Source organism: Desulfoplanes formicivorans (genome assembly GCF_001748225.1).
Classification (GTDB): Bacteria; Desulfobacterota; Desulfovibrionia; order Desulfovibrionales; family Desulfomicrobiaceae; genus Desulfoplanes; species Desulfoplanes formicivorans.
In genome coordinates, this window is the sequence record NZ_BDFE01000020.1 from 295,621 (window position 1) to 308,522 (window position 12,902).

11 protein-coding genes are annotated in these 12,902 nt (G+C 53.7%); 4 read left to right on the plus strand and 7 right to left on the minus strand.

Annotated features, from left to right (window positions below; translation table 11 throughout):
• Nucleotides 1–13: 13 nt before the first annotated feature.
• Nucleotides 14–1,096, plus strand: coding sequence for a protein translocase subunit SecF (gene secF, locus DPF_RS12905; protein WP_069860075.1), 1,083 nt, complete (start codon nucleotides 14–16; stop codon nucleotides 1,094–1,096).
• A gap of 105 nt (nucleotides 1,097–1,201) precedes the next feature.
• On the opposite strand, the gene DPF_RS12910 is transcribed toward secF, so the two are convergent.
• Nucleotides 1,202–2,608, minus strand: a complete 1,407-nt coding sequence (locus DPF_RS12910; RefSeq protein ID WP_083254736.1) for a multiheme c-type cytochrome — start codon at nucleotides 2,606–2,608, stop codon at nucleotides 1,202–1,204.
• 63 nt (nucleotides 2,609–2,671) lie between these two features.
• On the minus strand, nucleotides 2,672–3,223 hold the full coding sequence (locus DPF_RS12915; protein ID WP_231702183.1) for a NapC/NirT family cytochrome c: 552 nt from the start codon (nucleotides 3,221–3,223) through the stop codon (nucleotides 2,672–2,674).
• A gap of 416 nt (nucleotides 3,224–3,639) precedes the next feature.
• On the opposite strand from DPF_RS12915, the gene DPF_RS12920 reads away from it, so the two are divergent.
• A complete protein-coding gene (locus DPF_RS12920) occupies nucleotides 3,640–4,671 on the plus strand; it encodes a mechanosensitive ion channel family protein (protein ID WP_069860076.1) in 1,032 nt (343 codons plus the stop codon).
• A 141-nt stretch (nucleotides 4,672–4,812) separates the two neighbouring features.
• Here DPF_RS12920 and DPF_RS12925 read toward each other — a convergent pair whose 3' ends face one another.
• From DPF_RS12925 to DPF_RS12940, 4 genes are all read right to left on the minus strand, one after another.
• Complete coding sequence (locus DPF_RS12925) at nucleotides 4,813–5,103, minus strand: HypC/HybG/HupF family hydrogenase formation chaperone (protein WP_069860077.1); 291 nt, start codon at nucleotides 5,101–5,103, stop codon at nucleotides 4,813–4,815.
• Nucleotides 5,076–5,630 (minus strand): HyaD/HybD family hydrogenase maturation endopeptidase, encoded by a 555-nt coding sequence (locus tag DPF_RS12930; protein ID WP_069860078.1) that lies wholly within the window; start codon nucleotides 5,628–5,630, stop codon nucleotides 5,076–5,078. The genes DPF_RS12925 and DPF_RS12930 overlap by 28 nt, the downstream gene beginning before the upstream one ends.
• Nucleotides 5,631–5,693: 63 nt before the next feature.
• A complete protein-coding gene (locus tag DPF_RS12935; protein WP_069860079.1) occupies nucleotides 5,694–7,394 on the minus strand; it encodes a nickel-dependent hydrogenase large subunit in 1,701 nt (566 codons plus the stop codon).
• A 200-nt stretch (nucleotides 7,395–7,594) separates the two neighbouring features.
• Complete coding sequence (locus DPF_RS12940) at nucleotides 7,595–8,548, minus strand: hydrogenase small subunit (RefSeq protein ID WP_069860080.1); 954 nt, start codon at nucleotides 8,546–8,548, stop codon at nucleotides 7,595–7,597.
• An 858-nt stretch (nucleotides 8,549–9,406) separates the two neighbouring features.
• Between DPF_RS12940 and DPF_RS12945 the strand changes: the two genes are divergently transcribed.
• Complete coding sequence (locus DPF_RS12945) at nucleotides 9,407–10,033, plus strand: OmpA family protein (protein WP_176724268.1); 627 nt, start codon at nucleotides 9,407–9,409, stop codon at nucleotides 10,031–10,033.
• A gap of 83 nt (nucleotides 10,034–10,116) precedes the next feature.
• Here DPF_RS12945 and DPF_RS12950 read toward each other — a convergent pair whose 3' ends face one another.
• Nucleotides 10,117–11,433 carry an IS5 family transposase gene (locus DPF_RS12950; RefSeq protein ID WP_069860082.1) on the minus strand — a complete coding sequence of 439 codons (1,317 nt, stop codon included), beginning with the start codon at nucleotides 11,431–11,433 and terminating at the stop codon, nucleotides 10,117–10,119.
• Nucleotides 11,434–12,035: 602 nt separating this feature from the next.
• Between DPF_RS12950 and DPF_RS12955 the strand changes: the two genes are divergently transcribed.
• Nucleotides 12,036–12,899: a substrate-binding periplasmic protein gene (locus DPF_RS12955; RefSeq protein ID WP_176724269.1), complete on the plus strand. Its 864-nt coding sequence runs from the start codon at nucleotides 12,036–12,038 to the stop codon at nucleotides 12,897–12,899.
• Nucleotides 12,900–12,902 lie beyond the last annotated feature (3 nt).

The following is a 12,902-nucleotide window of genomic DNA, read 5'->3' on the forward strand; positions in this document are numbered from 1 at the left end:
GAGATAGACGGAAATGGGACTTCAGATAATCAAGCCAGACACCAATTATAATATTATCGGGTTGAGGAAGATTGCTTTCGTCCTCTCCGGGATTCTGATCCTTATCGGATTGGCCTCCCTGGTGATCAAGGGCGGACCCAAGTACGGGATTGATTTTGCCGGCGGCATTGTCGTGCAGGCCAAGTTTCAGGAGAGTGTGGATGTCAGTGAAATCAAGGATGCTCTGGCGCCTCTCAATCTTCCCGGACTGGCCGTACAGCGGTTCGGTGATGCCGAGGCCAACGAGTATCTCATGCGCACCTCCCAGGGAACCATCAAGGCCGAGGACGTGCGTAACCAGGTCAAGGAGGCCCTGACCCAGGGGCTTGACGGCAAGGCCTTTGAAATCCAGCGGCTGGAAATGGTCGGACCCAAGGTGGGTGCTGATCTGCGTTCCAAGGCCCTTGAGGCCCTGTTCTACGCGGTCCTGCTCATTGCCATCTATATCTCCGGGCGGTTCGAACAGCGGTGGATGACCGCCGGGATCATGGCTGCCGGGCTGGCAGCGGGCATATATGTTCTGCAGCTTTTGAGTATGCCCATGACCTATCTCATTGTGGCGGCCATGATCATTACCGTTGGGTTGTGCTGGTACCTGAAGCTCAACTACGCTTTGGGGGCCGTGGTGGCACTTATTCACGACATCACCATTACGGTGGGTATCTTTTCCCTGCTGGACAAGGATTTCGATCTGACCATTGTGGCGGCCCTGCTGACCATTCTCGGGTATTCCCTCAACGATACCATCATCGTGTTCGACCGTATTCGCGAGAATCTTCATGCCAAGACGGCCAAAACCCTGGGCGACACCATCAATATCAGTATCAACCAGACCTTGAGCCGTACCCTGCTCACATCCGGAACCACCCTCATCGTGATTCTGGCCCTGTATTTCTTCGGGGGCGGTGTGATTCACGATTTTGCCTTTGCTCTGCTCATCGGCGTTGTGGTGGGTACCTATTCGTCCATTTACGTGGCCAGTCCCATTTTGCTCGGCTTTTCCGGCAGCAAGGGGGCGGGCAGTGAAGGAGCTCCGGCCACGGCCAATGCCTCCTGACGCACCACATTCATACACAGACGCACCAAAAAAGGCGGTCCCGCAAGGGGCCGCCTTTTTTGGTGCGTCATGTCGGTAAGGTTGTTTCGGGTAACCGGGAGTATATTACTCTGCCGAGGGCTTGCCCTGTTTTTGCTTGAAGATCTCCGGCGGTCTTGTGGTATCGCCATTGGCGTTGGGGAAATCCTTGAACATGACCGCCTTGGTTCCTGTTTCCAGGAGATGGCGGGCCTCGGCCATGAAGTTGTTGAACCGGTGCTTGCACTCGTAAAATCCGTGCCACCATGTGTAGTCCGGGGCCATCATGGCCGTACCCATGCGCGCCCGGCGTCCTTCATGGTGCCAGAGTTCGTAGAATTCCACTTCCAGTTTTTCGTCAAAGAATCGTGATTGGTCCAGAATGCCCTTGGCATAGAGTTGGTCGAGCATCGCTTTGGCCGGTTTGAAGTACACCTCGTTGTATTCCTGAACAGCCCGGTCCAGCTTGACGTAATGGGCGTCCACCCAACTCTTGCCATGGCATTGCATGCAGATGGCCTTCATCTTTTCCTGTTCCGCAACACCGTTTGTCTGGGCGGGGAAGGCTTTGAAATCCTCAGGTCGAACGGTCAGAGGCGCCTGGAGCTCCCAGCCCAGGCGTTCGGTCACGTCATGAGTGGTCATGACCGAACCCGAACCCGACATGTGACAGGCCGAGCAGCTGGGGGTTCTGTAGTCCACACCGGCCGTCCAGGTTCCCGGGGCAGCCGACCAGTTGTAGGTATGGCCAAAGGCGTCATAAATGGCCCCGTGCTTGGATTCGGTATAGATTTCTATTTGAGGATGGTCGGGACCGAGATGGCATTGTCCGCAGGCCTCGGGCTTTCTGGATTCTTCCACGGAAAATTTGTGCCGGGTGTGGCAGGAGGAGCAGCTTCCCAGGGAACCGTCCATGTTCAGCCGGCCAACGCCCACATTGGGCCAGGTGGACGGGTCAAGACGCCCGTCCTCTGTCTTTTTGAGGATGGTTCCGTGGCAATAGTAACACCCTGCTGTGCGTTCCCAATCGCTGTTCATGCCCTTGTTGAGCCAGGGATCGATTTTCCACATGATTTCGATGGTATTGGCGTGTTTGCTTCGGGAGTATTGCTTGACTTCATCGGGATGACACCTGGAGCAGTCCTTGGGAGTGACGGCCGCAGCCACAGGTACCCGGTATTTCTTGGTACCCCATGGGTTGTCCGAACGCTGGTACTGCTTGTAGTGGACGTCTGATACATCGGGATCGTGTTCCTCGGCCTGATGGCAGTCAATGCACGTGATGTTGGCGCTGGCGTGGCGACTGCTTGCCCAGTCCACAAACAGGCCGGGAGATTCCGTCTTGTGGCATTCGATGCACGCCTTGGCCTGTTGAGACATGCCTCGTTCAATGCGAAATTCCTTGACCTTCTCCATCTGGGCACCAGCTGGCAGTGCGATCCAGACCATGAGAAGCAGCGCAAACACGAATCCTGTTTTGGTGCGGCCAGTCATAAAACCCTCCTTGGCAAAGATGGTTGCGTGATGATCGAGCCGGGACAAGGCGTGCGGATTGAATCAGAGACTGGATGCGCCTTCCTGGCAGGTCTTGAAGTCGTAATGCGTCCTGTCGTTGTGGACGAGGTCGTAATGACAGTCCACGCACTTTTTTTCATAGCCCGGTCGGGGATAAAGAACCTGTTTGTGAGCGAGCATGGCTCCCCGGTTCCTGGGCAGATAGGCAATGTTCCGATGGCATTTCTGGCACTGGTTGTTCTTGAACGAGGCATAGGCCTGGGCCCTGTTTTTGGCATGGTCATAGTCTTCCGGGCCGTCCATGGTCAGGTGGACGAACACGTCCTTGAGACCGTGCAGGGTCTTCATGTAAAAAAAGTTGATGGTGTCATGGGGAGCGGGAAGATGGCAGTCCATGCAGTCGGCCACGAACCCCTGATCATTGTTCACATGGGTCGATGTTTTCCAGGTGTTGTAGGCCCAGCGGATCTCATGGCAGGAGGCGCAGAAACTCGGTGTCGATGTTCTGACCATGGTGTAGTAGGTCATGCTGAAAAGCGGGAAGGCAATGACGATTCCAATGATGATCCATAAAAACGGACTGAATTTTTTCATCATTTCCCCCGGAAAGTTGCGGATCAAGGTTGCTGATCAAACAGTGACGGGCAGCCCTGGTGCACGGTTCATAACAGATATTACCCTGACCCGTAGCGTAAACCGCATGTTGTAGCAAGGGTTTCCTTGCATTTGTGAGCACAGAGTCAACAATTTTCTGTTCGGAAAAAAGAAAGACGGCTCTGCAACAGACGTTCTGACCCTGCTGCAGGAAGTGCGGGTGCGTGGTACATGGGCGAAGCAAGTCGGCCCAGGGAAGGCGGGAAGTGCCTGCGGAAAGCCCGAAGGATGGGTGCGCACCAAACGCTTGTGCAACACGTGGCGCCGGACACATGGACAAAACCCCTTTGCCATTGCTGCAAACAATGCTAGCCTTGCCGGACAGACATGCACCTTTTCAGGGAGAGTCGGGATACATGCTAGAACAAATCATGGCATTCGTGCCTTTTGCGGGCGTTGTTGCGGCTGTTGTGGGCATTTTGTGGGCGGCGCACTGGTTGCTCATTGGTCGGCAGGCCGAACTGGGCAATGAGCGCAAATTTTCCCGTCAGCTGATCATGCTCGGTTTGACCATTCTGGGGCTTCTTGCATCCGTGCTGGCCCTGCCGATCAACGACAGTTCGCGCAATCAGCTGATCGGCCTGGTGGGGATTGTCATCTCCGGTATGCTCGCCTTTTCGTCCACAACCATCATTTCCAATCTGATGGCCGGGATCCTGCTGCGTATCACCAAACCGTTCCGCGTGGGTGATTTCATCCGTATTGGCGATCATTTCGGGCGGGTAACGGAACGCGGACTGTTTGATACGGAAATCCAGACGGAAACCCGTGAACTCATTGCCCTGCCCAATACCTATTGCATCAGCAATCCCGTGGCAGCCACCCTCAGTTCCGGAACCATCATCTCGGCAACCCTTTCATTGGGCTACGACCTTGATCACGTGAGAATCGAGCGCTTGCTCGAAGAAGCCGCCTCCACGTGCGGGCTCCGGGAACCCTTTGTCCATATCATGGAATTGGGCAATTTTTCCGTAACCTATCGCGTGTCCGGGTTTCTTGATGAACCCAAACGTCTCATTTCCGTGCGTTCCACCCTTTACGGGTGCGTTCTGGATGCCCTGCATGGCCAGGGCATTGAAATCCTGTCACCTGCCTACATGAACCAGCGGCAGGTGGGGGCGGAAACACCGGTCATTCCTTCCAACGTGGCCATGACGACGCCCAAGCAGACGGATGCCTCTCCCGAGGATATTGCCTTTGACAAGGCGGACAAGGCCGAAAAACTGGAGAACAGGAAACAGCGTCTGGGTCAGGAAATTGAAAGACTGGAAACCCTGTTGAAGGAGGATCTGGAGGAGGAGAAGAAAAAGGCGGCAAAAGAAGACCTTGAGCAGACCAAACAACAGCTCAAGGAGCTTGATGAAAAGGTCGACCCGGTACAGGAGTGATGGCACCGGGTTCATGACTCTGGCGCGCGAGGCGTAAGTGCCAGCTTTGTGGGCGGACAGGCCGCAACCATGCCGTCAAGACGGAGAAACCGCGCCCAAGCGGGATGCTGGCGGCATGGACGCTTTGGTCATGTCCGGGGATCAGCGGGGGTAGGCAAGATCGTCGTCTTCCATTTTCTGCTTGTTGTACTCCTGTTCGACAAGCTGAAACTCTTCAGCCATGTGCCGAAGGAGTTGGAGGGATTCTTCGGCCTTTTGGGCGTCCAGGATATGCAGGGCAAAACCGGCATGCACAATGAGATATTCCCCCACCCGGGGAGGTCTTTCCAAAAGCATGGTTGAGGCCTGCAAAAAGGTCTGGCCGTTGCCGACGCGGCAGCGGGCAATACCGTTTTCAAGGGATTCTACTTGTGCTGGAACTGCGAGACACATACGCTACCTCCATGGGCAACACCGGGATCCTGTTCACGGAAGGTTCCTCCAACATCTTGGACTTCCTGGAGAACACGATCCGCCATGAGTGGAAGATTCCTGGTGCAGGTGGGTGAAAGTTGGATGGACATGGTTTCCATATCCTCGGGTTCCATGCCGATGATGACCGCCTGGGGACAATGCCCTGCCAGCTTGCAGAAAATGAGGGTGTCCACGAGATCGGTCTGGTGCATGGAGTTCCTGAAGGAAATGCTCTTGCGCAGATCATCCCCGGTGAGCCGGTAGATACTGCCCGGCGGTTCGTTGCCCAGCACGGCATCCAGCACGATGAGCTGGTCGCATTGCATGATGGGGTCCATGAGTTCAATACCCAGGGTGCTTCCGTCCCGCAAGGTCACGTTGTCGGAAAAGGCGTATTTTTCAATGAGATAATTCACGGCCCTGACACCGATACCTTCATCGGTGAACAGGATGTTGCCCACACCCAGAATGAGTATGCGAGGCGATTTGTTTGAGGCTGCAGTCACCACGGTTCCCCTTGTGGTTGCGTTGGTTCCCCCGGCAACAGGGTTGCCGGGGGAGAGATGTTCTTACAGAATCTTGAACTTGTGGACTTCATTGGTTCTGGAATCGATCACATGCACGCCGCAGGCGATGCAGGGATCAAACGAATGCACTGTACGCAGGATTTCCACGGGCCGCGCGGCATCAGCCACCGGCGTATCCATGAGGGCCTCCTCAACAGCACTGGGCTTCCCGGCGGCACAACGGGGGCCGAGATTCCAGGTGGAGGGCACAACCAGCTGGAAATTGCCGATCTTGCCGTCCTCGATACGGATCCAGTGACTCAGCCCGCCGCGGGGTGCACCGACAAAACCAACACCCCTTGCTTCCTTTTTCATGTCCCACTTGGTGCAGAGGTCCTTCTTGCCAGCAGCCAGGTTCCCCTTGAGCTGCATGATCCAGTTTTCCATTTCCCGGGCAGTGATCAGGGTCTCGATACCGCGGGCCGCGGTCCGTCCCAGGGTGGAAAAGAGCGCTTCCTTGCCAACACCCAGTTTGCCAAGAACCATGTTCACCGTATCCACGGTGGGCTGGTGTCCCCGGCTGTAGGCGATGAGCATATGGGCCAGGGGACCGACTTCCATGGCCTCGCCCTTGTACCGGGGCGCCTTCATCCATGAGTAGCGCTCCTTGTCTTCCAGACTGGTATATTGGGGATCGGTAACCCCTTCGTAGGGATGGGATGCCTTGCTGCCCTTGTACCAGCTATGGGCCAGATGTTCTTCCACATATTGCGGTTCAAAGGGATCCACCTTGCCCAGCTTCCGGTTCATGATCACGCCCGGAGGAAAATAACGGCTTTCCAGGTCGTATTCATCCGTGGGGAATTCACCAAAACTCATGAAATTGGTACACCCGCCAATGGAAGCCCAATCCTTGTAGGCACCCCCGATGACCAGAAGATCGGGAATATATACCTGTTCGATAAAGGTTTTGACTTCGGCATGCAGGTCTTCGAATTCCTTGATTCTTTCGGGGCGCAAACTGTCATAGCAGGTAACTCCGCCCACAACCGTAAACTGGGTATGGGGGTTCTTGGCCCCGAAAATGGCCATCATGCGTGCGGCCTTGACCTGCAGGCGCAGGGCCTGGAGATAATGGGTCGTTGCAATGAGGTTGACTTCGGGGGAGAGATAATAGGCTTCGTGTCCGCCCAGGAAATACGCATTGGTGAAAATGCCCAGCTGGCCGGATTCAACCAGGGCCTTGAGCTGTTTCTGAACAGCCAGGAATTCCTCGGCCGTATGTTTGCCCGGGTAATTCTGGGCCGCGATTTTTGCCGCCTTGAGGGGATCGGCGTTTATGGCAGCGGCCACATCCACCCAGTCCAGGGCGTGGAGGTGGTAGAAGTGGACAATGTGGTCATGAAGATACTGGGCACCTAGGACCAGGTTTCTGATGAGGGTGGCATTTTCCGGAATATGCACATCCAGGGCGTTTTCAACACAACGTGTGGACGCAAGGGCATGGGTGTAGGTACACACGCCGCAGGTGCGCTGGGTGAAATGCTGCGCATCCTGAGGATCGCGTCCCTTGAGAATGATCTCCAGTCCCCGGAAAAGCTGGGCGCTGGACCAGGCCTTGGTGACCCTGCCATCGTTCACCTCCACTTCGATGCGCAGATGGCCCTCGATTCTGGTGATGGGATCAATGACAATAGGGCCGCTGAAATTGCCCTTGGGAGTGGCAACGGCCGCTGGAGCGGCTTTGGGATGACAACCGGACATATTATGAATCCTCCTTGAAATATGAATCCTTTTCAGTTTGCCGACAGGTACCGGGGAACGCACTCGAGGACTGCGACACGATTCGTGTCATCAAGCCATCGTCCCCTGGCACCAGGGACAACAAGATGCAATACCATGCAGAACCTTTCTTGGCCCGGTAAAACAACCTTTGGCCAGGGTTCATGCACGGGTTCAGGTGGTTATGCCTCTTCGTAAAAGGGGCTCATGGCATCCCAGAAATCGGGCTCGCTGCAGCCGATGCAGGGATGACCCGCTTCAACGGGCCAGTTGGTCTGGTTGAATTTGATCTTGGGGCAGTTGTTATACGTATAGGGCCCTTTGCAACCCAGTTCATACAGGCACCAGCCATTGCGTGCCTCTTCGGAGTCAAAGGATGGGGCGAATTCGCCGTTTTCAAAATGTTGTAGCCGGGGGCACTGATCATGGACGGTTTCCCCATAGAACATGACCGGTCGCCCGGATTCATCCAGCTCGGGCATCCCCTTGGTCAGCAGATGGACCACGGTGCCCACGAAATTATAGGGATTGGGGGGGCAGCCCGAAATGTTGATGGGCTTGACACCAAGGTGTTTCAATGCATCGCCGATGCCCTTGGCACCCGTGGGATTGGGGGCGGCAGCCTGGACACCGCCGAACGTGGCGCATGTGCCCATGGAGATGACCGCCTTGGCCTTGGGAGCGATTCTGCTGCAGATTTCCAGCATGGTGTGGCCGGCGATTTTGCCGTAGATGCCGTTGTCTTTGGTGGGAATGGCTCCTTCAATGACACAGATGTATCCTTCGGGATTTGAAACAGCCTGCTCCAGTGCCTCTTCAGCGGCCTGACCGGCAGCCGCCATCAGGGTCTCGTGGTAATCAAGGGAAATGGTGTTGAGAATCAGATCCCCGATATAGGGAGCCACTGTGCGCAAAAGCGCTTCGGAACACCCGGTACATTCGGCGTTGTGCAGATAGACCACCGAAGGCCGTTTTTTCATGGTCAGCGCCTCGGCTACCTGTGGCGCAAAGGAAGCGTCCATTCCCATGACTGCGGCCACAGCGGCACAGAATTTCATGAAATCACGCCGTGAAACCTCTCCATTGGCAAGGTGTGCTTCGGCACATCCCTTTCCAAGCCCGTTGAGACACGTCATTTTTTCCCCCTTGTGTAAGAGTGAGAACATCCTGAAAACAACCGGTCAGAATGCATTGCCCTTTGGGTTGTCCTGTGGGCAAATGCTTCTGGAAACTGCAATAAATCGTGTTTATGACCGATTGTTATGTCAAAGAACACAAAAATGCAATGGGGAACGGCAAAATAAGCTCTGTCAATTGTACGATGCAAATGTATTTGCATTTCCTATGCGTGGTGCCGGCAATGCGTTGTATCCGCATCCCGCTTCTGCCGCATGGATGTCATACGGTGACCGTTTCGCCAGGCTGGAGGGGCTTCGGGATCTGCAGGCCTGGTCGTTGTCCGGAACGCAACAGATGGATCGGATCCACCATGGTATGCCTCTTCGGAATGTTCCGGCCAAGGGCATTGTTCAGTCGGTTGTCATGCCCAACACCGGAAAGTTGGCAGCCATGAGGGGTTCTCGTTGGTCCAGGTGATGCTGGTCAGGATTGGCGGATGCGCTGTTCCCGGGCAACATTGTTTCGAATTGCACAGTTGCATCCATGCGGTTTCCGGGAACCGGGTTCTTTTTTGCTGGTCAGAATATATTTGCTCGTGTACGATAGCAATGCATGACAATCTGCCATGGCATCAACAGATTCACGGGTATGCTTGTTCTTGCCATGTTAGATGGGATGATGGACGTGACAAGCCTTGATGCATGCCCTTGTCATGACGGCACGTGGTGGTGCTTGCGTGCAGGAGACAAATGAGGTGTTTTCTGTTGCTTGTAAAATGCGGAAACGTTCATGGCGGAACATTTTTTGAAAAACTCCGGGATATTGTCCTGTGCTGGCAGGTAGTCATGAGATCCCGGGATCATCCTGAGGTTGGCATGAAATGGTTTGTGCGCATGATGGTCCTGTTGTGGACTCTGCCTGTGTGGGCTTCGGGAGACTATTTTGCCTCGGACAGGCAGGCCATAGTGGAGGGATTGACGGCAGCGCCCCGGGTTGATTCCCGCGGTCACGAAGCATTGCGCAATGTCCGGACCCTGCGTGTGTGTCCGTCAGACAAGGGAACCGAGATGGTCGAGATCAATGTGTCTGATCAGGTTCCCCGGGTTCAGATGCGCATCCAGTTCGCCACCAATGCCGACGTGCTCGACAGGTCGTCCCTGCCCATGTTGCGAGAACTTGGGGCGGCCCTGCATGATTCCCTGCTGGAGGGAAAGCCTGTGCGCATTGCCGGGCATACCGATAGTGACGGGGATGCCGGGTACAACCTCGAGCTCAGTTTGCGTCGGGCCCGACGGGTTGCCGACTGGCTGGCAACCCATGCCAACATTGATGCCCGCAATTTCCAGATCGTGGCTTTGGCGAAGGGGTTCCCCTGGTTCCCAATACCAGTGCAGCCAACAAGCGGAAAAACAGGCGGATGGAGATCAGTGTACTGTCATCCGGCTTTGAGAAGAATATGTCCGAAACAGAGCTGTCTCCATCGCTGTCCCCGGAAGGCATAGCCTGGTGAGGATTGCGTCGACATGAGTCCGGAAGTTCTGCCTGATGATACCTAGTCGAACCTGAAAAATTTAATTTTTTGAATTTAAGAACACAATCGCGTATTAAAAGAGTTCTGAAATGTTATAATTTTTATCAAATTGGAACAAAAAAAATACAACATCCGGATAAATTTCCGGAAATTGAATGCTGCACAGGCCATGAAAAGGTTTATAGAGTCACCAATCTTGCCCTTGAGATAATTTCTCAACATTCTGTGATCGCTTTTAAGATGCCCTATTATTGGTTCAATAGCGGCCCTTCGTCTGAAACGCTTTCGTGCTTTATGTTTATCACTTGCTTTTCCTGAAACTTTTCCAGCTTCAGGAATTTCAATGCATGTTTCTCCGACCCAGCGCTTTCCGCGGTATCCGCGATCACATATAGCTGTGGCGGGACGTTTGCCAACGATATCTTCGACCTGGTCAAGAACATCCGGTAACGTATGACCATCAAAGGAATTTCCTTGAAAAGACAGCGCTCCAACAATGATGCCGGAGGACTTGGTCACGGTCACGGAGGCCTTGGCTCCAAACTCGTATTTTTTATGTGCTTTGCCTTTACAGATACAGGAAACATCCGGCTCATGAAGGCTATAAATCTTTTTGGAATCAGTGCGTTGCTGACGTTGAACCCGGTCGTAAAGATCCAAGGATTCCTTGTTGGCTTCCAGTGCTTTTGGCGAAAGTTTACGGTTTAGTTCACGGATCAAGATCCCTGCGATGGTGCGTAATCGCTTAATCGCCCGGCGGGCATCATCCTTGTTGCGACCTCTTGATTTGAAACGGATGGTTCGCAGCAGGCTTTTGGTTTCCCTCTGATAACTGCGGCGGAGCTTTACGTTTTCAACCTTGGCCAATTTGCGACAACGTTCCACGATTTTAATCAACAATTTCGAATCAGTGGAAAAGGTGATATTCTTCTCTTGGACGGTAGAGTCAACGACTACTTCTGACTCCTTGGCGTTATCACCGTGCAAAGAGACAGACACCTCAAAAATCTTGCGCACACCGTCTTCGCCTATACGACGTCGAAAATACGTCAACTCAGACGGATTGCACGGCAGTTTCCAAGTGAATCGCTGCTGTCCGCAAAATGCCTGGAAATAAGGATTCTGTGTCCAAATCTCGACAACACGCTCGTCACTTAGATTCTCAAGTTGCTTCAGGATGAGAAGGCCGACCATCAGACGAATAGGTTTTGCGGGACGACCGGATGTCGCATAAAGCGGTTGAAAACTTTCTTCGAAAATCTGCCACGGAATGACCTTGGCCAAGCCAAGCAGATAATTTCGGGGATCAAGTTGATCAATCAAATCTGGACAGAGAAAACTGCGCTGACGGTTCGGACTTTTGGACTTCATCGTAGGTTGACCTCGGAAGAATTTCGACCAGAAAAAATACAGTAGCACTACATTATCTGGTTATTTGAAATACATTATTTCCGAGTAATTATCAATTAATTTCAGCATATTATTTGTTTTTCAGGACCGACTACCTAGAAGCATGGCCCGACAACAAGCATGAAACACCCCTGCCATCCTACGTGGTCATGAAAATGGACTACGGGTTTTTCCCGGTTGTTCTCCAGGGAGCTGGGAGGGTGAACCGTCCGAGATGTAGCATTATGTATTGATTGTTTTTTAAAAGGAAATATATTTCGGCATGTTGTAGATAAATAGATGGCATTGTCGCCTCCGGGAGGTGCCATCTTTTTGTTTCGGGCCCGAAGGGTGCATTAAGGGGTGATGGTAGGGTGTTATGGTAGGGTGTGGCATACTGATTGCGCGGTTAACATAATGCATGGAGTGTGCTAGCATCTCCCCTTCGCATTGACTGGATGATGAAGGTGGTGGCTCGAAGCTGGGCAGGATGTGTGGGCATCACCTTGGAATTGCTGCTATGTTGTTGCCTCTTGGGGGGCCATCCCATGCCGGGGTCTTGGCCCATGATCGGAAAGGATTTTATGAAACGTACCAAGCGTGTCCTGGTGGGCAAGAGAGTCTGCAACGGACAACGCGTCGCGTTTGCTTTGGCCTGTGTGACGGTGCTTTTTTGTTGTGTGCTGTTTGCCGGGACCGTGATGGGCGCGACCTGTCAAACCGATTTGTCGGACAGAGACACAAGGGAGCTGATTTTTGCCACGCCCGTCAACCAATCCGTTTTTACCCGCTATCTGCGGGACGTGTTCCGGGAAATCAGCAGGCGGACGGGCCTGGCCTGTCGGATTGTCGAGCTTCCCGGAGCACGCTGCCTTGTGGAAGCGAACAGGGGAGATGTGGACGGGGTGCCGGCACGGATCGCCGGGTTGGCTTCGGACGGCTATGCACATCTTCTTCGTCTGCATACCCCCATTTACACGGTTGAGCATATTGTTTTTCTGAATCGGGAGCATGTCCCAAATGTGCATGATCTGCAGACATTGTTGCAGGTTGTCCGCAACAAGAATCTTGTGGTGGCGTACAGTCGTGGAAGTATGAAGGCGTCTTCCCTGCTGGCTGAGCTTCCGGAAAAAAACAGGGTTCCCCTGGAAGCCCCGGAGCAGGCCTTCATGATGCTTTCCAGGAACAGAATTGCCGCCTACCTTGCCGGACCGGGACTGGTCAGCAAGGTCCTTCTCAACTCCTTGCAGAACAAGCCAGAGTGTCGTGAAAGCATGAAACATATCGTTCCTGCATTTGTTGTTTCAAGAACGCAACTGTTTCCATACGTGAACAAGAAAAACAGGGACCTGGTCAATACCCTTGAAGGGGCAATGTGTTCCATGCAAGCTGATGGAACACTCAAACGTTTGCAGATGAAATGTTTTGAGACAGTGTGCGGGGAATGAATC

Bases quoted from the DNA above. Each gene is read 5' to 3' on its own strand.
- secF (WP_069860075.1), top strand. From the start codon at position 14: ATGGGACTTCAGATAATCAAGCCAGACACCAATTATAATATTATCGGG.
- DPF_RS12910 (WP_083254736.1), bottom strand. From the start codon at position 2,608: ATGACTGGCCGCACCAAAACAGGATTCGTGTTTGCGCTGCTTCTCATG.
- DPF_RS12915 (WP_231702183.1), bottom strand. From the start codon at position 3,223: ATGAAAAAATTCAGTCCGTTTTTATGGATCATCATTGGAATCGTCATT.
- DPF_RS12920 (WP_069860076.1), top strand. From the start codon at position 3,640: ATGCTAGAACAAATCATGGCATTCGTGCCTTTTGCGGGCGTTGTTGCG.
- DPF_RS12925 (WP_069860077.1), bottom strand. From the start codon at position 5,103: ATGTGTCTCGCAGTTCCAGCACAAGTAGAATCCCTTGAAAACGGTATT.
- DPF_RS12935 (WP_069860079.1), bottom strand. From the start codon at position 7,394: ATGTCCGGTTGTCATCCCAAAGCCGCTCCAGCGGCCGTTGCCACTCCC.
- DPF_RS12940 (WP_069860080.1), bottom strand. From the start codon at position 8,548: ATGACGTGTCTCAACGGGCTTGGAAAGGGATGTGCCGAAGCACACCTT.
- DPF_RS12945 (WP_176724268.1), top strand. From the start codon at position 9,407: ATGAAATGGTTTGTGCGCATGATGGTCCTGTTGTGGACTCTGCCTGTG.
- DPF_RS12950 (WP_069860082.1), bottom strand. From the start codon at position 11,433: ATGAAGTCCAAAAGTCCGAACCGTCAGCGCAGTTTTCTCTGTCCAGAT.
- DPF_RS12955 (WP_176724269.1), top strand. From the start codon at position 12,036: ATGAAACGTACCAAGCGTGTCCTGGTGGGCAAGAGAGTCTGCAACGGA.